Annotated in this window: 20 protein-coding genes, 1 tRNA gene and 1 other annotated feature; all 21 genes read left to right on the top strand. The window is 48.1% G+C overall.

Annotated elements, in window-relative coordinates:
• Positions 1 to 348 precede the first annotated feature (348 nt).
• Complete coding sequence (locus tag ACY69O_RS02380; RefSeq protein WP_462331868.1) at positions 349 to 609, top strand: hypothetical protein; 261 nt, start codon at positions 349 to 351, stop codon at positions 607 to 609.
• An 8-nt stretch (positions 610 to 617) separates the two neighbouring features.
• Positions 618 to 2,045 carry a cysteine--tRNA ligase gene (cysS, locus tag ACY69O_RS02375; RefSeq protein ID WP_462331867.1) on the top strand — a complete coding sequence of 476 codons (1,428 nt, stop codon included), beginning with the start codon at positions 618 to 620 and terminating at the stop codon, positions 2,043 to 2,045.
• Positions 2,042 to 2,533, top strand: a complete 492-nt coding sequence (locus ACY69O_RS02370; RefSeq protein WP_462331866.1) for a Mini-ribonuclease 3 — start codon at positions 2,042 to 2,044, stop codon at positions 2,531 to 2,533. Before cysS ends, ACY69O_RS02370 begins: the two co-directional genes overlap by 4 nt.
• 13 nt (positions 2,534 to 2,546) lie before the next feature.
• Positions 2,547 to 3,236, top strand: coding sequence for an FAD-dependent thymidylate synthase (gene thyX, locus ACY69O_RS02365; RefSeq protein WP_462331865.1), 690 nt, complete (start codon positions 2,547 to 2,549; stop codon positions 3,234 to 3,236).
• A gap of 9 nt (positions 3,237 to 3,245) precedes the next feature.
• Positions 3,246 to 4,118: a 23S rRNA (guanosine(2251)-2'-O)-methyltransferase RlmB gene (gene rlmB / locus ACY69O_RS02360; RefSeq protein WP_462331864.1), complete on the top strand. Its 873-nt coding sequence runs from the start codon at positions 3,246 to 3,248 to the stop codon at positions 4,116 to 4,118.
• A 15-nt stretch (positions 4,119 to 4,133) separates the two neighbouring features.
• Complete coding sequence (locus tag ACY69O_RS02355) at positions 4,134 to 4,667, top strand: NYN domain-containing protein (protein ID WP_462331863.1); 534 nt, start codon at positions 4,134 to 4,136, stop codon at positions 4,665 to 4,667.
• A gap of 156 nt (positions 4,668 to 4,823) precedes the next feature.
• Positions 4,824 to 5,561 (top strand): RNA polymerase sporulation sigma factor SigH, encoded by a 738-nt coding sequence (gene sigH / locus ACY69O_RS02350; RefSeq protein WP_462331862.1) that lies wholly within the window; start codon positions 4,824 to 4,826, stop codon positions 5,559 to 5,561.
• 394 nt (positions 5,562 to 5,955) lie between these two features.
• The gene (locus ACY69O_RS02345) at positions 5,956 to 6,309 is read left to right on the top strand and encodes an NADH-quinone oxidoreductase subunit A (RefSeq protein ID WP_462331861.1); all 354 of its coding nucleotides are present in this window, start codon (positions 5,956 to 5,958) and stop codon (positions 6,307 to 6,309) included.
• Positions 6,300 to 6,824: an NADH-quinone oxidoreductase subunit B gene (locus ACY69O_RS02340; protein WP_462331860.1), complete on the top strand. Its 525-nt coding sequence runs from the start codon at positions 6,300 to 6,302 to the stop codon at positions 6,822 to 6,824. The genes ACY69O_RS02345 and ACY69O_RS02340 overlap by 10 nt, the downstream gene beginning before the upstream one ends.
• Positions 6,821 to 7,330 (top strand): NADH-quinone oxidoreductase subunit C, encoded by a 510-nt coding sequence (locus ACY69O_RS02335; protein ID WP_462331859.1) that lies wholly within the window; start codon positions 6,821 to 6,823, stop codon positions 7,328 to 7,330. Before ACY69O_RS02340 ends, ACY69O_RS02335 begins: the two co-directional genes overlap by 4 nt.
• Before the next feature lies 1 nt (position 7,331).
• Positions 7,332 to 8,429 (top strand): NADH-quinone oxidoreductase subunit D, encoded by a 1,098-nt coding sequence (locus ACY69O_RS02330; RefSeq protein WP_462331858.1) that lies wholly within the window; start codon positions 7,332 to 7,334, stop codon positions 8,427 to 8,429.
• 14 nt (positions 8,430 to 8,443) lie between these two features.
• Positions 8,444 to 9,487, top strand: a complete 1,044-nt coding sequence (nuoH, locus tag ACY69O_RS02325) for an NADH-quinone oxidoreductase subunit NuoH (RefSeq protein ID WP_462331857.1) — start codon at positions 8,444 to 8,446, stop codon at positions 9,485 to 9,487.
• Positions 9,488 to 9,504: 17 nt separating this feature from the next.
• Complete coding sequence (locus ACY69O_RS02320; protein WP_462331856.1) at positions 9,505 to 10,053, top strand: 4Fe-4S dicluster domain-containing protein; 549 nt, start codon at positions 9,505 to 9,507, stop codon at positions 10,051 to 10,053.
• Positions 10,046 to 10,624, top strand: coding sequence for an NADH-quinone oxidoreductase subunit J family protein (locus tag ACY69O_RS02315; RefSeq protein WP_462331855.1), 579 nt, complete (start codon positions 10,046 to 10,048; stop codon positions 10,622 to 10,624). The genes ACY69O_RS02320 and ACY69O_RS02315 overlap by 8 nt, the downstream gene beginning before the upstream one ends.
• Complete coding sequence (nuoK, locus tag ACY69O_RS02310) at positions 10,621 to 10,980, top strand: NADH-quinone oxidoreductase subunit NuoK (RefSeq protein ID WP_462331854.1); 360 nt, start codon at positions 10,621 to 10,623, stop codon at positions 10,978 to 10,980. The genes ACY69O_RS02315 and nuoK overlap by 4 nt, the downstream gene beginning before the upstream one ends.
• 14 nt (positions 10,981 to 10,994) lie before the next feature.
• Positions 10,995 to 12,893 carry an NADH-quinone oxidoreductase subunit L gene (gene nuoL / locus ACY69O_RS02305; RefSeq protein WP_462331853.1) on the top strand — a complete coding sequence of 633 codons (1,899 nt, stop codon included), beginning with the start codon at positions 10,995 to 10,997 and terminating at the stop codon, positions 12,891 to 12,893.
• Complete coding sequence (locus tag ACY69O_RS02300) at positions 12,893 to 14,422, top strand: complex I subunit 4 family protein (RefSeq protein ID WP_462331852.1); 1,530 nt, start codon at positions 12,893 to 12,895, stop codon at positions 14,420 to 14,422. Before nuoL ends, ACY69O_RS02300 begins: the two co-directional genes overlap by 1 nt.
• Positions 14,422 to 15,861: an NADH-quinone oxidoreductase subunit N gene (locus tag ACY69O_RS02295; RefSeq protein WP_462331851.1), complete on the top strand. Its 1,440-nt coding sequence runs from the start codon at positions 14,422 to 14,424 to the stop codon at positions 15,859 to 15,861. Before ACY69O_RS02300 ends, ACY69O_RS02295 begins: the two co-directional genes overlap by 1 nt.
• A 103-nt stretch (positions 15,862 to 15,964) precedes the next feature.
• Complete coding sequence (locus ACY69O_RS02290) at positions 15,965 to 16,456, top strand: 2-thiouracil desulfurase family protein (protein ID WP_462331850.1); 492 nt, start codon at positions 15,965 to 15,967, stop codon at positions 16,454 to 16,456.
• Positions 16,457 to 16,654: 198 nt separating this feature from the next.
• A tRNA-Leu gene (locus tag ACY69O_RS02285) sits at positions 16,655 to 16,739 on the top strand.
• 95 nt (positions 16,740 to 16,834) lie between these two features.
• Positions 16,835 to 17,045, top strand: a binding site (T-box leader).
• Between the two features lie 44 nt (positions 17,046 to 17,089).
• Positions 17,090 to 17,465 (top strand): class I tRNA ligase family protein (locus ACY69O_RS02280; protein ID WP_462331849.1); only part of this gene is annotated, 376 nt, incomplete at its 3' end.

Genomic DNA, 17,465 nt, shown 5'->3' with positions numbered 1-17,465 from the left:
GCGCAAGGATGGCACCATGGCGAAGATTTCCGAAAAATGGTTCGGTGCAGACATCACGAAGATTGACAAGAAGTAATAAACGCGAAAGCTGTAAAGCCGTCGGAAATTCCGGCGGCTTTTTCTATAGCAAAACTATGTTATTAGCTGTATAACTCGGCAAAAGATGTCCCCCACTTCTGTAAGTGGGGGCTGGGACAAATAACAGGCGGTGAGCATATCTCCCGCCTCGTTGAAATGCCGCAGAGGAAAGTTTGCCTATGGCAAACTTTGATTGAAGGCATTATAATAAGAGTTGGCGCATTGTTGCTTGATAAAGGTGCGCGATGACGTAATGAAGGAGACAATACAATGAATTATATTGAGGAAATCAATGAAAAAGGTACTGCCTGCCTTATGACGGAGAATGAATTGAATATGCTTCGTATGACCGGTAATGTAGGTCTTAAACTCAAAAATGCGCACAAAGCCGCACAGGCAGCGCGTGATGAGCTTATGCTTGTATTCAGGGCAAGCGGCTATTCCGTAGACCAGCTTGAAAGAATGAAGGACGAGAACGGAGAGCATATTCTCTGCTATGGAATAGCAGATATAATTCGACAGGAGCTGTGAGATAAAGTATGAGAACAATACAGGTATATAATACTCTTACGCGGCAGAAGGAAACGTTTCAGCCTATTGAAGAAGGTAAGGTCGGTATTTATGTCTGCGGTGTTACACCGTATAACGACCCGCATATCGGCAACGCGCGTCCCTTCGTTACATGGGATACAATTCGCCGTTTCTTTGCAAAGTGCGGTTACAAGGTAAGATATATTCAAAACTTTACTGATGTTGACGATAAGATTATCCGTGTATCCCACGAACAGGGGAAGACATGGAAGGAAGTCGCAGACCACAATATAGACGTGTACTTTACATCTATGGACGCGCTTAATGTGCGCCGTGCGGATTTGTATCCCCGTGTGTCTGAGACGATTCCTGACATCATTGATATGGTAAAGGGCCTTGTAGACAAGGGATATGCTTATGTTGTAGACGGTGATGTTTTCTACAGCGTTGAAAAATTCAAGGGATACGGCAAGCTCAGCGGACGTTCCCTCGACGATATGATGGCGGGAGCACGAGTTGAGGTTGATGAGCGCAAACAGAATCCCATGGATTTTGCACTTTGGAAATCCGCAAAACCGGGAGAACCCTACTGGGAAAGCCCGTGGGGAAACGGACGCCCGGGCTGGCATATTGAGTGCTCGGCAATGTCACTTAAATATCTCGGACGCACATTTGATTTCCACGGCGGCGGAAGCGATCTTATCTTCCCGCATCATGAGAACGAAATCGCTCAGTCTCAGGCTTTCTGCGGCAGCGAGGACTGCTTTGCGCATTACTGGGTTCACAACGGTTTCATCACTATTCACGAAGAAAAAATGAGTAAGTCTCTCGGCAATTTCTTTACCGTTGCGGACATTCTCAAAAAATATCCGGGAGAGGTTCTGCGATTCTTTATTCTGCAGACACATTACCGCAGTCCTCTTGATTTTAGCGATGAGCGTTTGAAGGACGCACAGGCAGGTCTTACACGTCTTGACAATGCGCGCCGCAATGCAGAAGAGCTTTCGAAGCTTGAAGGTACTGCGGATACGGCAAAGGCTCTTGCGGACTCTCTGCTGGAGGCAAAAGAAGCCTTCTACACGGCAATGGCTGACGATTTCAATACGGCTCTTGCTGTGAGCTACCTTTTTGCCGCAGCCAAGGATATCAATGTCTATTACAATGACGTTGTTAATCAGGGAACGGCTTTCGATTCCGCTAACTTCGCAAAAGCGAAGGAAGCATTCTATGATATGGCCGAAATCATCGGTATCTTCGAGACAAAAGAAGAATCCAAAACTGATGAGGATGCGGAGATTGATGCTCTCGTTGAGGAACGTCTCGCGGCACGCAAGGAAAAGAACTGGGCACGTGCGGATGAAATCCGCGATATGCTCAAGGAACGCGGCATCGTACTTAAGGATACGGCTGCCGGAACACGGTGGGAGCGCGCATGAAGTTTGAAATGCTGCAGAAGCTCACTGCTATGATGTTTGAGCCGGACGGAGCAGGCGGTATACGCCAACGCTATGACGATGTTGATGTGCGTACTTTGAGCCCGCTTGTTGCGGCGTACGTGGGTGATGCGTATTTTCATCTTTTTGTGCGGGGTCGGCTGCTTTCCTATGAGCAGAACAAGGTTCAGATACTGAACAGCTTCAGCGCCCAGATTGTTTCAGCGGTGTGGCAGGCGAAGGCGTACCTTGCCATTGAGCCCATGCTGACAGAGGAAGAAAAAAGTATTTTTAAGCGTGGGCGCAATGCACACAGCCATGCCCCGCGGGCTGCAAGTGTACGGGAGTATCATATGAGTACGGGCTTTGAGGCGCTTTTGGGAACACTGTACCTTACAAAGCAGTTTGAACGGTTGGAAGAAATAACAGAAGCATCCTTTCAGGCTATTTCGAAGGAGCTTATGAATTTGACGAAGAAAGAAAGTAAGTAAAGAGGGAAGCACTATGATAAAAGTAACTTTGCTTGAACATACACCGAATCCCGAAAGGGTTGTCGCAATGGCGGCACGTCTCTGCTATTCTCCCTCCGGAGCGGAGGAGCTCAAGGAAAAAATGAGCGATACGCAGATAGAGAATCTCGTGAAAAAATTGGCAGAGATGGGACATGCTTCTACATTTGAGCATGTATCCTTCACGTTCGGAATCGAGGGAATTTCCCGTGTGCTTACCCATCAGCTTGTACGTCACAGGCTGGCATCGTATTCCCAGCAGTCACAGCGCTACGTCGCTGCGCATGATTTTGAATATATAATTCCTCCTTCTATTGCCGAAAAGCCTGAGGCAAAGGCGAAATTCGAGGATTTGATGAAGACAATTCGTGAGGCGTATGACGAGTTCACTGAGCTTGGAGTTCCTAAAGAAGATGCCCGCTACGTGCTCGCAAATGCTACAGAGACGAAAATCGTTGTTACCATGAATGCCCGTTCACTCATGCATTTCTTTAATCTTCGCTGCTGCAACCGCGCGCAGTGGGAAATCCGTGCGCTTGCGTATAAGATGCTGGCAGAAGTCAAAAAAGCCGCTCCGCTTCTCTTTAAGAACGCGGGAGCATCCTGCGTGCAGACGGGTGCATGCCCTGAGGGCAATATGACATGCGGAAAATTCAATGAAATGATTCGTATGCGTGAAGAATAAGGAAGTAAGATGGAAAAGAAACAAAAGAACCGCGCAGAAAGAACGCGCGCAGAAAGAAACAAATCAGACGACAGAAAGCCGCGCCCGCCAAAGCGCACAGAAGAACGTGTTTCGCGGGGTGAAGCACGGCAGGAAAAGCCGTCGGAGCTTCCTGACGATGTTGTTGTCGGCCGTAATGCCGTGACTGAGCTTTTGAAGAGCGGCCGGGGAATAAATAAACTGCTGATTGCAGAGGGCGACCATCTGGGATCGGTGCGTGAAATTATCGCGCTCGCAAAGGAACGTGGTGTTCCCGCGGAAACCGTATCGCGCCGCAAGATAGAGGATATAGCGGCAGGGCACCGTCATCAGGGCGTTCTTGCGTATGCTTCTCCTGTGCCTTACGCGGAGCTTGACGATATCCTGGAAAAGGTAAAGGATAAAGAAGCCCCGTTCCTTGTTTTGCTTGATGAACTGGAGGATCCGCATAATCTTGGCGCTATTCTCCGTACTGCCGACGCTGCAGGCGTTGACGGTGTATTAATCCCGAAACGCCGCAGCTGCCCGCTTTCCGCAACGGTTGCGAAAACCTCTGCCGGAGCCGTTGAATACGTGCCGGTTGCAAGAATCGGAAACGTAGTGCAGACATTAAAGCAGCTGAAGGAAGCAGGATTTTGGGTGGCGGCAGCAGACATGGACGGCACTGCATACGATGAGACAGATCTTACCGGGCCGCTTGTGCTGGTAATAGGCGGAGAAGGTCACGGTGTTGCACGTCTCACCAGAGAAAACTGTGATTTCATTTTGAGCCTGCCTATGGTAGGACATATCAATTCCTTGAATGCATCGGTTGCGGGAGCTGTTTTGATGTATGAAGTTCTGAGGCAGCGGAGGAAAAAGTAAAAGAGGGCGGAAAACATGAGCCGTAAAAGAGAACATTATATTATCGACGGCTACAATGTTATCCACTCATGGCCTGAACTTGAAAAGCTTTCCAGAGGAGAGCTTGCTGAGGCAAGAGACAGGCTTCTTCACATTATGCAGGAATACGGAGCTTATGAAAGCTATGATGTGACTGTTGTCTTTGATGCGCTCTTTACTACGGACGAAGCCCATGAAGAGAAACGTGGAAAGCATCTTACGGTAATATACACAGCGCCGGGTGAGACTGCGGACAGCTGTATTGAAAGGCTGGCGTACGAATCTGTGCGAATGGGACGTGAGGTTCATGTTGTTACCTCGGACGGAGCAGAGCAGAGCGTAATACTGGGAGCAGGTGCCTACAGGCTTCCGTCGCGGGAACTTTTGAAGCAGGTAAAACGCGTAAAAAAACTGCTGAGAAAGGATTATCTTATTCCTGCAGCAGCGGTTGTTTCGCGAAATGAGATAGGCGGGCGTATAGACCGAGATACGGCAGCCATTCTGGATGCCCTCAGAAAAGGGAAAAACTGACAGAACATTTGACTTTATATAGGATAATAGCACTTATTATGTATCCAAAATTGCCTATGCCTTGACGGACGTGGGTTCGTGGTTTATAATTCATGTTATAGCATCGGAATGAGGGGCCATTACAGTGCACGTTGTGCCTGCCGGGAGGATGTTCGGATGGAGATAGAAACGTCTACGCAGACAAACGAAGAGGTTTTAAGCGAGTTCGATAATCTGAGTGATGAGGATATCGTTTTTTCCATCAAGGATAATGACGACAAGCAGGCACTCGATTACATCATAAATAAATATAAGAACTTCGTCCGTGCGAAAGCCCGTTCCTACTTCCTTATCGGTGCGGACCGTGAGGATATTATTCAGGAAGGCATGATTGGCCTTTATAAGGCTATCCGTGATTTTCGCAATGACAAGCTGTCGTCTTTCCGTGCATTTGCGGAGCTTTGCGTGACACGCCAGATTATTACGGCTATCAAGACGGCAACGAGACAGAAGCATATTCCGCTTAATTCCTATGTTTCACTTAACAAGCCAATATATGATGAGGACTCTGACCGCACACTTCTTGATGTTTTGTCGGGAGTCAGGGTGTCCGACCCGGAAGAGCTTATTATCAGCCGTGAGGAGTTTGTTGATATTGCCGAGAAGATGGAGAGCATACTGAGCGACCTCGAGTGGCGTGTTCTCATGAGCTATCTTGACGGTCATTCATATCAGGAGATTGCCGTTGACCTCAACAGGCATGTCAAATCCATCGACAATGCGCTCCAGCGTGTAAAACGCAAGATTGAGAAATACATGGAAGCCCGCGGCAATGATATTGATCTTACTATGATTTATAAAGGTCTTACAACAATCAACAGACGCCTTAATGAAGCAGATGATGATTTGTTTTAACTGAAAACGAAAAAGAACGCGAAAGCGTTCTTTTTTTTATGCCATAAAAGTTACAAATGTATACATTTTTTGTGGTTGTTGATTTGATAGTGTAATATGATATATTCATACATAAAACCCATAGTTTACATAATAGTTTTTTAAATAAAAGTATTGCATTAGTAAGTGTAAAGAGGTATACTAGGTTTCGTAGTTATTTTGGATAACGAAATAAATTTGTTTCTTTGCTCAACTATTGCGTAAACGAAAGGGGTCTGTGTTGTGGCGGGTGATATACATATAGCCCGGACCTGAGGAATAAAACATACGGTTATCGTGTGCGCTGCATGCGATAGCCGTTCTTTCATATTGAAGTATATTGTTTACTGTATACAGGCAGGAAGGAATGAAAAACATGGGAGATTTTGGAGGACTTGGTATCTTTTTTGTTGTAACCCTGATTTTTCCGGTTACAGCGCTTATACCTGCATTTTTGCTGCAGCCGCGTCATCCGACGAAGCAAAAGGGAATCCCGTACGAGTGCGGTGTAGATACAATAGGAAAAACTTATGTGCAGTACAGGATCGGATATTTCCTTTATGCATTGATTTTTCTTGTGTTTGATATCGAGACTGTTTTTCTCTATCCCTGGGCAGTACGTTTCGGGGCGCTCGGACTTTTCGCGCTGCTTGAAATGTTCCTGTTTCTCGGGATTTTGGGCCTCGGACTTTGGTATGCATGGAAGAAAGGAGCATTGTCATGGAAATAGTGGATATTGTACCTCCGATTCTTAAAGATAATGTCATCGTAACGAAAGTAGACCAGCTCTTCAAATGGGCTCATGGAAACTCCATCTGGCCCCTTTCTTCGGGACTGGCATGCTGCGCAATTGAAATGATGAGCTGTGCCGCGGCGCGTTTTGACCTTTCGCGTTTCGGATATGAGGTATTCCGTCCGTGTCCGCGTCAGGCAGACCTGCTTATTGTTGCGGGAACGCTGACATGGAAGATGGCGACACCGATTGTCCGTCTGTATGAGGAAATGCCGGAACCTAAATATGTAATCGCTATGGGCAACTGCCCAATTGCCGGCGGTCCGTTTGCTGATTCATATGCTGTTGTGCCCGGAATCGACACAATTCTTCCGGTAGATGTGTATATCCCGGGATGCCCGCCGCGTCCTGAGGCTCTTATTGAAGGAATGCTTAAACTCAAGGAGCTTATTATGCACCCTGAGCTTAAAGAGCAGACTGCACCGCAGGAAAAGAAGGTGGCAGGAGTATGAAAACGTATGTTGATGCAGCGGCGCTGGAGGATATAAAGCGCAGATTTCCTGCTGCGGAATATTCGGGAGAGGAAGCAAAGCCGGCAGTCTACATTTCTGCTGATGAGCTTATTGCTCTTTTGAAGTTCCTGCGTGACGAAATGGGATTTACCCGCATGGAAAATCTCACTGCTGTTGATTACAAGACGTACTTTGAGATGGTATATCATCTTTTTGCATGGAAAACAGCGGATACGTGCAAAGATTCCGCAGATGAGAATTTATGGATTACAGTCAAGGTGAAGCTCGACCATGAAAATCCTGAGATTCCGTCTGTTACTTCCGTATTTTCGGGTTCTGAGTTTGAAGAGCGCGAGGTATATGACCTTATGGGGATAAATATCACGGGTCACCCGGACCTTCGCCGTATACTGCTTTGGGAAGGCTTCCCGGGACATCCGCTCAGAAAGGATTACAAGCAGATTGCACCACCGTTTGTGGAGCGTATTACGAGGAGGGGACACTGAGATGGCGGGTACAGAAACATATACCCTTAACATGGGACCGCAGCATCCAAGTACACATGGTGTACTGCGTGTCCAGCTTGAGCTCGACGGAGAAAATATAATCAGTGCTACACCTATCATGGGTTATCTGCACCGCGGTGTCGAGAAAATGCTTGAAAATCGTACCTATGTTCAGGGCGTACCATACACGGACCGTCTTGATTACGTGTCTTCTATGAATAATAACTTCGGCTACTGCCGTGCGGTGGAAGAGCTTGCCGGAATAGAGGTGCCGGAGCGTGCCGAATATATCCGCGTTATTGTTGCGGAGCTGAACCGTATAGCAAGCCATCTTGTTTTTATCGGGTCCCTGGCTATTGATTTGGGCGCCAGCACAGGTATGCTTTATACCTTCCGTGACCGCGAGGAGATTCTGGATTTATTTAACCTCGTGTGCGGCGCGCGAATGACGTTCCACTACATCCGCATAGGCGGTGTGAATCGTGATGTTCAGCCTGAGTTTATTGAGAAAACATATAAATTCCTGGAGCATGTTCCTGAATTTATGGAGGAATACAAAAAGATTCTTCTCGGGAACGAGATTTTCATGAGCCGTCTTAAGGGGATTTCAAAACTGTCGCAGGAAACTGCGCTCTCACATAACATGACGGGTCCGAATATCCGTGCCACGGGTATACCGTACGACATCCGAAAGGTTGACGGCTACAGTGTATATCCGAAGTTCGATTTCAATGTTGTAACCGGAAAGAACGGGGACAATTGGGACCGTTTCAATGTACGCTACAATGAAATTTTTGAAAGCGCGAAGATTGTAAAGCAGGCACTTGACGGACTTCCTGAGGGACCTTTCATGGCAAAGGTGCCGAAGGTACTGCGTCCTCCCAAGGGAGAAGTATTCAGCCGTACGGAGGGTACGCGCGGAGAGCTTGGCTTTTATATTGTAAGCGACGGCTCCACAAAGCCGTACCGCGTACATATCCGCAGACCGTCCTTCGTCAATATGCAGGGACTTAATGATATGTGCAAGGGTTATCTTATCGGCGACTCGGTCGCTGCGTTCTCGGCCATCGATCCTCTGATGGGCGAGGTAGACTGCTGAAGGGAGAATGCGCAATGGAAAATATAACCGTGGGAGCGGCTGCCGAATGGCTGCGCAGTCTCATTCTGTATATTCTTGGGAATGAGCTTCTGACTGATATAGTCATGAAGTTCGTCGGGCTTGGTGCCTGCATTGCCGTTATTCTGACTGCAGCGATAGTTCTTACCTATGCGGAAAGAAAGGTCTGCGCTTTTATGCAGGTGCGCCTTGGACCGAACCGTGTAGGCGGACGCTTCGGACTTCTCCAGCCTATAGCTGATATGCTGAAGCTCATGAGCAAGGAGGATATAATCCCAAACGGGTGTGACCGTGTTGTATGGGCTCTTTCTCCAATGCTTTTGTTTGTGCCGTCGGCATTGATTTACGGACTGTTTCCCTTTGATGAGGGGGCGGTTTTTGCGGATGTTAATGTAGGTGTATTTCTGCTCCTGGCGATATCCTCACAGTCGGTGCTGCCTTTCCTCATGGGCGGCTACGCGTCCAACAGCAAATATGCATACATAGGCGGAATGCGTACTGTGGCACAGATGCTCAGCTATGAGGCTCCGATGGTATTTTCGCTTTTGGGTGTTGTGATGATAACAGGCTCTATGCGCATGAATGATATTGTTGCGGCGCAGGCGGAAAACGTATGGTTTATCGTACTTCAGCCGATTGCCTTTATTATCTATATAATAACCGCAACTGCTGAGACGAATCGTACGCCTTTTGACCTTGTTGAGGATGAATCGGAGATTGTCGCAGGACCTTTTGCCGAGTACAGCGGCATGCGCTGGGCGCTTTTCTTCCTGGCGGAGTACGCAAATCTTCTTTCTATATCTATTCTTACGACCACATTCTTCCTCGGAGGATGGCATGGACCTTTCCTGCCGGGTGTCGTGTGGTTCTGGCTTAAGGTGCTCCTTATGGTGTTTGTATTCATGTGGTTCCGCTGGACCTTCCCGCGTACAAGAATTGACCAGATGCTTTCATTCAGCTGGAAGGTGCTGCTGCCGCTTGCACTCGTAAATATGATGTTCACGGGAATCGGCGTTTATGTATGGCGTTCGATGATGTGAGGAGGGAATGACAGTTTATGTTTGGAAAAGGTTTAATAACGGGCATGCGTGTCACCCTCAAGCATTTTTTCGGGAAAAAGGCGACATTCTGCTATCCTGAGGAAAAGCTGCCGATGCCGGAGCGGTTCCGCGGAGGTCATTTGAAGCTTGACTACAAAAAATGTATCGCATGTCAGCTTTGCTCGATGGCATGTCCGAACGGAGCCATTGAGCTTAAGGTAGTTACCGACGCGCAGCGCAAAAGACATCTGACAAGCTATATACATCACATGGGACGCTGCATGTATTGCGACCTTTGCATCGAGAATTGTGCGCTTCACGGTCTTCACTGGGATCAGAATTACGAAATATCTGCATATCACAGAGAAGCCTTTGATTATGAGGTGTTGACGGATTCTGACAGAGAGTATCTGAAGCAGGTCATGGAGGCGGCTGCGGCTAATCCGGCACCTCCAATCGTCCCGAAAAAACCGGTACCGCCGAAGCCTGCTGAAGCGGCAAAGCCTGAAAAGGAAGGCGCAAAAGCGGAGGAAAAGACAGAAACGGAGGGGAAGCCGAATGAATGAAGCAGTGAATCTCATACACGGTGTCGTTAACTGGGGCATGGGAACCGCGGCAGACCTCGATATGGGAACGCTTATAGACGCAAGTGTCTTTTACGCGCTCATGTGGGTTTCGGTACTTTCTGCTCTCGGTGTTGTGCTCTGTAAGAATGTAGTTCACAGCGCGCTTTTGCTTACAGCATCATTTATCGGCGTAGGGTGTCTCTACATTTATATGTCATCTCCGTTTATTGGGGCAGTGCAGTTCCTGGTTTATGGCGGTGCGGTTGCAATTCTGATTGTCATGGCGCTGATGCTTACCCGCCGTGATGATATGTCGGAATCGAATCCGTCCAGAAATATCTGGTGCAGAGTCGGTGCGGCGGTAATTTCAGGGATGTTCTTTTGCTGCATGGCTCTCGTCACGCTGCTTACGCCGTTCAAAAATGTTACCGTTGACCTTGGTGATTCCGTGACAGGCCTCGCGGATATGATGCTCACGAAATATATCATTCCCTTCGAGGTGGCGGCAGTACTTCTGCTCATAGCGATGATAGGAGCACTGGTTCTTGCAAAGGGGGCACATGAATCATGATAGATATATTCTCCCTTTCTGTAATGGACATCGTTAATTGGTCGCTTCATGTGGGACTTGCGCATTTTCTTCTTCTCGCTGCGGTGCTTTTCTCTATCGGACTTTACGGTCTTCTGACGAAAAAGGGCATTATTTCAACACTCATGTGTGTGGAGCTCATGCTCAACGCAGCAAATATCAACCTCGTTGCGTTTAACCACTATCGTCCGTTTCAGGATTTTTCAGGTCAGCTTATGGCTATTTTTTCGGTAGCGGTGGCAGCTTCCGAGGTGGCGGTCGGTATTGCTCTCGCGTTTCGTATTTATCGCGAACACGGAAGTATTCACATTGATGAACTCAATAATATGAAAGGTTAGGAGGGAGCTTACGGATGTCTGAATTTGCATTAACACACGCATGGCTTATCCCGCTGCTTCCGGCACTGGCCTTTGTTGTTATAGGGTTCTTCACACGGCTTGATAAAAGTATCTCGGCGAAGATTGCAATATCAATGATTTCGGTGTCCTTCCTGCTTGCTCTCGGAGTGCTGGCTGCGGTAATCAGCGGTCCGATAACGATGGACAATCCGTTCATTCAGAAGGTATTGTGGGCAAAGATGGGAACCCTGGAGCTTTCTATGGGTGTGCTTGTAGATCCCATGACAGCTATGATGCTCATCGTTGTCACAACAGTAGCTTTGCTGGTACAGATTTATTCTGTAGGATACATGGAGCATGATCCGGGGGCAGGCCGTTTCTTCGCATTCCTGTCACTTTTCGCATCTTCCATGCTGGGACTTGTTATCTCTGTAAATTTCCTGCAGATGTATGCATTTTGGGAGCTTGTCGGTGTCTGCTCGTATCTTCTTATAGGTTTCTACTATTACAAAATCTCTGCGCGGGAAGCCGCGAAAAAAGCATTCATCACTACGCGTATCGGTGATTTTGGCATGCTGCTGGGTATACTGCTTCTGCAGATTACCTTCGGTACGCTGGATTTCATGGAGTTAAAGGAGCTTGTTCCGGCCTATATCTGGATTTCGGGAACGGGATTCATGACGGTTGTAGGGCTTCTGCTTTTTATCGGACCTATCGGTAAATCAGGCCAGTTCCCGCTTCATGTGTGGCTGCCTGATGCTATGGAAGGCCCGACTCCTGTTTCGGCGTTGATTCATGCAGCGACGATGGTTGTTGCCGGCGTTTACCTTGTCGGACGCGCGTATTTTATCTTCAGCGCTCTGCCGGCAGTCATGACTGTTATCGCATGGATTGGCGGATTTACGGCGTTCTTTGCCGCGACGATTGCAATAACCCAGCGTCCGTTCAAACGCATTCTTGCGTATTCCACCATAAGCCAGCTCGGTTATATGATGCTTGCTCTGGGTGTGGGTTCGCTGACGGCTTCTATGTTCCATCTCATGACGCACGCTTTTTTCAAGGCGCTGCTGTTCCTCTGTGCCGGCGCGGTTATCGAGGCTATGAACGAGGAAGCAGATATCTTTAAGATGGGCGGTCTGCGGCACCGTATGCCTACAACGTTCAAATGTATGGCTGTAGGTGTACTGGCTATTGCAGGCGTTCCGCCGTTTGCGGGATTCTTTTCCAAAGATATGATTCTTGCTGCTGCCGCTGAGGTAAGTATGCCGCTTTATCTTCTGGCTGCGGCTACGGCATTCTTGACAGCGTTCTACATGGCGCGTCTTTTGTTCGTCGCTTTCTTCGGAGAGGTCAGAGAGGACTGCCCTGCTCACGAAACAAATTCCTATATGCGTATGCCGCTTGTTGTTCTTGCAGTGCTTGCGGTTGTCAGTGGTGCTTGGGGACATTTCGCGGGCTTTGGTGAATGGGTGTATTTCGGTGCGGTTCAGGAAGAGCATATTGATTTTATGATTGCCGGTTCTTCCGTTCTGCTGACTCTTATTGCGTTTGCGCTTGCGTATGAGATTTATGTTGCAAAACGCTTCTCCGCGCATCTTCTGGCGCAGCGGTTTGGTATTCTTTACACTCTCAGCTATAACAAATACTATGTTGATGAATTTTACACGATTGTGCGAAATACTTTCGTCGACAAGCTCGGCGCTGTACTGTACTGGTTTGACCTGCACGTTGTCGATGGTGTGGTAAACGGCCTTGCAAAGGGTGTAGGCTGCCTTTCCTGCGTGTTTACCGCACTGCAGAACGGACAGGCTCAGCGTTACGTGGCTGTGTTCTACTGCGGAGTTATTGTTCTTGTGGCGTATAGTGTTTTCTATGCGGTTCGTATTCTTAATCTGCTGGGAGGTGCATTTTAATGGGTTTTCCTCTTTTATCCACCGTCCTCCTGGCACCGCTTCTGATGGCACTGGTAATCTGTTTCCTGCCGCGTGAAGCCCGTGAGCAGATCCGTATGCTTGCGGCGGCGGCTATGGGGCTGGCGACATGCCTGACTCTGTACGCTTATGCCGCGTATGATACGGCAGTTGGCGGTATGCAGTTCACAGAGCAGATTCCGTGGGTAACAGATTTAGGGGTTTCGTATTCTTTGGGAATCGACGGCATTTCTTTGCCAATGCTCCTGCTAACTGATGTTATCGGATTGGCTTCTGTGTTCAGTTCATGGAACATAGAGAAAAGAGCAAAGGAATTCTTTATTCTGCTGCTCATCCTCATTGCAGGTGTAACAGGTACTTTTGTTGCATGCGACCTTTTCATATTCCTGCTCTGCTATGAGGTCGTTGTAATTCCTATTTATATTATGGTGCTTATCTGGGGTTCGACGAAACGTGTTCCGAAGGAATATTCGGGCATGAAGCTGACGATTTTCCTTCTGATGGGTTCGGCGTTCATGCTTGTGGGTATTGTGTCGCTTTATCTGGGCGCGTACCCGGCAGGGCAGAGAACCTTCGACATACAGGCACTCATTATGGCAAGCCAGATGGGAAATATGAGCGCGGAATTCCAGATTTTCGTATTCCTGCTTCTTCTCACAGGCTTCGGTTCACTGCTTTCCATGTTCCCGTTCCACAGCTGGTCTCCTGACGGCTACGCGGGTGCGCCGACGGCAGTATCCATGATTCATGCCGGTGTTTTGAAGAAAATAGGAGGGTACGGTCTTATCCGACTCGGCCTCATGGTGCTTCCTCTTGTCGCGAAGTTCTGGGCGCCTCTCATTGCAGGACTTGCAATGATTAACGTAATGTATGCGGCATACTGTGCTATGGTGCAGAAGGATCTCAAATACATAATCGGTTATTCGTCCGTTTCACACATGGGCTATGTGCTCCTCGGTTTTGCGGCACTGAATGTTGTAAGCATCAGCGGCGCCATAGCCAATATGGTGGCTCACGGTATCATGGCATCGCTGTTTTTCTCCCAGATTGGATATGTATACGAAAAAACTCACATGAGAAGCATACCTGACCTGAAGGGACTGGCACATTATTTCCCACGCGTGACTATCGGTTTTATGCTGGCAGGCATGGCTTCGGTGGGCCTTCCGGGACTCATTGAATTTGTTCCTGAGGTCACGATTTTCATGGGAACTATCGGAGTGTATCCGTTCTTTGCGGTGCTCGCGATTGCGGGTATCATATTTACGGCACTCTATATTCTCCGAATGCTTGCAAAGGTGCTTTTCGGACCGAAGGACGAGCATTTTGCTCAGTATGAAGACCAGAAGGGCGTGGAGGTTCTTCCTCTTCTCCTGCTTGGACTGTTCCTCGTAGGCTTTGGTATTTTCCCTGAGCTTTTGATGCGTGTTATTGATTCAGGAGTACAGCCTCTTGCTCCAATGCTGGCCGCACTTTCTGATGTACCTATGCTGCTGGGAGGTGGATTCTGATGAACTTCTGGGCAGTATCTACAGAGATTTTTATTCTTGTCATTATGACTGTGGCTCTGGCGGTGGATCTCGTTCTTCCGAAGAAGGAGACACGCAGGGGTATAGGCTATCTCGTCATTTCGGGCCTTTTGGCTGCTCTTGTATATACCTTCGGGCTTTATCATACGGGACCGAGCATGACCTTCTTTGACGGGCTGTTTTTAGAGGACAATTATGCACTTTTCTTTAAGCAGCTGTTTATTCTCGGAATGCTTTTCAGCGTCCTTTTCTCACTTGATTATGTTGAGAAAAATATAAAGAGTCCGGGTGAGTTTTATACGCTTTTGATGGCAGCACTTCTTGGAATGTGTGTAATGGCCTCGGCAAACGACTTGCTTACCATGTTTGTAGGACTCGAGCTTATGACAGTCTCCTTCTATGTCCTTGTGGGGCAGCGTATGGATGTGCCGGATTCGGGCGAGGCATCGGTAAAATATTTGGTTGTCGGAGCCGGTTCCACAGCCGTTATGCTTTATGGCATCAGTCTTGTTTACGGTGCAACAGGAAGCCTTGATTTTGCTGTTATCTGCAGAAGCATCCAGATGGTATTTTCCATTGGTCTTGCAGGCATTGTGCTTGTAATGATCGGTTTCTTTTTCAAACTGTCGGTAATTCCGTTCCATATGTGGGCTCCTGATGTTTATCAGGGTGCACCGACACCTGTTACGGCACTTTTGGCTATGGGCTCGAAGGCAGCAGGAATAGCGGTATTTATGCGCGCACTGTATGCAGCGTTCCCGCTTCTTGGCGGATATTGGATACCTTTATTGGCAGTGTTTGCGGCAATATGTATGGTTGGCGGCAATATAATGGCGATACGTCAGACAGACGTGAAACGTATGCTGGCATATTCTTCAATCGCACAGGCAGGTTACATGATGTGCGGTATAGCATCGGCAGATGCTGCGGGAATGAAAGCAGTTCTGTTCTACGCAATGCTTTATGTATTTGCTAATGTGGGTGCTTTTGCGGTGCTTACATGCGTTGAAGTATACCGCGGCGGTACAACGCATACGCATCTGACAGGCCTTGCTCAGTCGGCTCCGCTTCTTGCGGCAGTAATGACGGTATCGCTGCTTTCCATGGCAGGTATACCGCCTACGGCAGGCTTCTCGGGTAAAATGTATATTTTTACGGCAGCAGTTGAACGCGGATATCTGTGGCTGGCATTTATAGGCTTTGTAATGTCCATGATTTCCGTTTACTACTATCTGCTTGTTGCGAAAGCTATGTACAGAGACCTCACGCCTGAGGAAGAAACGGCTAACACGGCGTTCAGAATACCCTTTGGTGTGCGTGCGACGGTACTGCTTTCTGTCATAGCTACTGTCGGTACGGGTATATATCCTGAGCTTCTTGCTATGCTCACAAATCTCGCAAGTCAGACCTTTATGCGATAAAAAATACATGCTTTACATGCACCCCGTTCGTTGTGACGGGGTGTTTTTCTTTTGAAGAATTGGTATACTGATTAAAGTGAATAAAAATTTTCGGAGGAACAGTATGATTCTTGTAAGCGCCTGCCTTTTGGGGCAGAAGGTAAAATATGACGGCGGAGATAATTTGCAGGAGCTTTTGAAGGAAGCAGAAAAAGAAGGACGCTTTGTGCCTGTTTGCCCTGAAACATTTGGAGGACTTCAGCGCCCGAGGGAGCCGGTGGAGATACAGAACGGTGTGGGAGAGGACGTGCTGGAAAATCGTGCGGCAGTGCAGAGCCCGACAGGAAAAGACTGTACGGCTGAATTTCTCCGCGGCGCAGAGATTGTGCTTGAGACAGCAAAGAAGCATAATGCGTGCGTCGCAATATTAAAGGAGAGCAGTCCTTCATGCGGGGTGAATACTGTTTATAACGGCACTTTTTCACACACTAAGATAAAAGGGCAGGGCGTATGTGCTGCGCTTTTGAAAAGAAACGGTATTCAGCTTTATTCGGAAAAGGATATAACGAAAGAGCTGCTGACGAAGCTGATTGAAGAAGATAAGCGTGAAAATTGACATAGTTTATTGTTCATGCTAGAATTGCAACATTGATTTACTAAAGTATATAATCATAAGGTTGATAAATGCGGGCGTGGCGTATCGCAGGCACTTGCTGCTTTAGCAGCTTAGTGAATGCCTACTGGCCACGCTGCCGAGTGATACTTAGTTATATAGAAAACTAGAGCGATGGTATTACTGATAATTTGATAGAATGCGGGCGTGGCGGAACTGGCAGACGCGCTGGACTTAGGATCCAGTGCCGCAAGGCGTGGAGGTTCGACCCCTCTCGTCCGCACCAGAAATTTTTGCTCTGTCGAATGCGGCAGAGCTTTCTTTTATTCGTTGCAAACTCTTCGGTGTTATGCTAAGATAGCGTATATGGGATAATACAGTTTATAAGCGATGAAGAAGAGGAGTACACGGTCGGGCGGTTCAGAGAAGGAACGGTTGGTGTGAGTTCCCGCGCAGGATAGTGGAAGGTCGCTTCGGAGTTTCCCTGCAGAATTGAGTAAGCAGCGGCGCGCGACGGCGTTATTGTCTTGAGCCGGAGAATCTCTCCGGGAATTTTGGTGGTACCACGAAAGCAGGCTCTTTCGTCCAGATGGACGGAAGGGCTTTTTTAGTTTCATGAAACAGGAGGAAGCAAGAATGTCAGAAGAAAGCAACATCCCTAAGGTCTATGACCCGAAATCCTTTGAGAAGAAATGGTATGAGTACTGGGAGAAAAATAATCTTTTCCACGCGGAAGTGGAGGAGGATAAGGACCCGTACAGTATTGTAATACCGCCACCGAATGTCACAGGTCAGCTGCACATGGGACATGCTATGGATAACACTCTGCAGGATATTTTGATTCGCTGGCGCCGTATGCAGGGCTACAATACGCTCTGGATGCCGGGCTGCGACCATGCAGGAATCGCAACACAGGCGAAGGTAGAGGAAGCGCTTCGCAAGGAAGGCAAGAGCCGCTATGACCTGGGGCGTGAGAAGTTCCTTGAGCGTGTATGGGAATGGAAGGAAGAGT

Source organism: Schwartzia sp. (in: firmicutes) (genome assembly GCF_978017985.1).
This window is presented reverse-complemented; position numbering and strand designations above follow the sequence as displayed.

What these genes read in the sequence shown, in the direction of transcription:
- nuoH (WP_462331857.1), top strand. Translation starts at nt 8,444, where the DNA reads ATGGAAAATATAACCGTGGGAGCGGCTGCCGAATGGCTGCGCAGTCTC.
- ACY69O_RS02345 (WP_462331861.1), top strand. Translation starts at nt 5,956, where the DNA reads ATGGGAGATTTTGGAGGACTTGGTATCTTTTTTGTTGTAACCCTGATT.
- ACY69O_RS02330 (WP_462331858.1), top strand. Translation starts at nt 7,332, where the DNA reads ATGGCGGGTACAGAAACATATACCCTTAACATGGGACCGCAGCATCCA.
- ACY69O_RS02300 (WP_462331852.1), top strand. Translation starts at nt 12,893, where the DNA reads ATGGGTTTTCCTCTTTTATCCACCGTCCTCCTGGCACCGCTTCTGATG.
- ACY69O_RS02290 (WP_462331850.1), top strand. Translation starts at nt 15,965, where the DNA reads ATGATTCTTGTAAGCGCCTGCCTTTTGGGGCAGAAGGTAAAATATGAC.
- sigH (WP_462331862.1), top strand. Translation starts at nt 4,824, where the DNA reads ATGGAGATAGAAACGTCTACGCAGACAAACGAAGAGGTTTTAAGCGAG.
- thyX (WP_462331865.1), top strand. Translation starts at nt 2,547, where the DNA reads ATGATAAAAGTAACTTTGCTTGAACATACACCGAATCCCGAAAGGGTT.
- cysS (WP_462331867.1), top strand. Translation starts at nt 618, where the DNA reads ATGAGAACAATACAGGTATATAATACTCTTACGCGGCAGAAGGAAACG.
- ACY69O_RS02315 (WP_462331855.1), top strand. Translation starts at nt 10,046, where the DNA reads ATGAATGAAGCAGTGAATCTCATACACGGTGTCGTTAACTGGGGCATG.
- ACY69O_RS02295 (WP_462331851.1), top strand. Translation starts at nt 14,422, where the DNA reads ATGAACTTCTGGGCAGTATCTACAGAGATTTTTATTCTTGTCATTATG.
- ACY69O_RS02320 (WP_462331856.1), top strand. Translation starts at nt 9,505, where the DNA reads ATGTTTGGAAAAGGTTTAATAACGGGCATGCGTGTCACCCTCAAGCAT.
- ACY69O_RS02370 (WP_462331866.1), top strand. Translation starts at nt 2,042, where the DNA reads ATGAAGTTTGAAATGCTGCAGAAGCTCACTGCTATGATGTTTGAGCCG.
- nuoL (WP_462331853.1), top strand. Translation starts at nt 10,995, where the DNA reads ATGTCTGAATTTGCATTAACACACGCATGGCTTATCCCGCTGCTTCCG.
- ACY69O_RS02355 (WP_462331863.1), top strand. Translation starts at nt 4,134, where the DNA reads ATGAGCCGTAAAAGAGAACATTATATTATCGACGGCTACAATGTTATC.
- ACY69O_RS02340 (WP_462331860.1), top strand. Translation starts at nt 6,300, where the DNA reads ATGGAAATAGTGGATATTGTACCTCCGATTCTTAAAGATAATGTCATC.
- rlmB (WP_462331864.1), top strand. Translation starts at nt 3,246, where the DNA reads ATGGAAAAGAAACAAAAGAACCGCGCAGAAAGAACGCGCGCAGAAAGA.
- ACY69O_RS02335 (WP_462331859.1), top strand. Translation starts at nt 6,821, where the DNA reads ATGAAAACGTATGTTGATGCAGCGGCGCTGGAGGATATAAAGCGCAGA.
- ACY69O_RS02380 (WP_462331868.1), top strand. Translation starts at nt 349, where the DNA reads ATGAATTATATTGAGGAAATCAATGAAAAAGGTACTGCCTGCCTTATG.
- nuoK (WP_462331854.1), top strand. Translation starts at nt 10,621, where the DNA reads ATGATAGATATATTCTCCCTTTCTGTAATGGACATCGTTAATTGGTCG.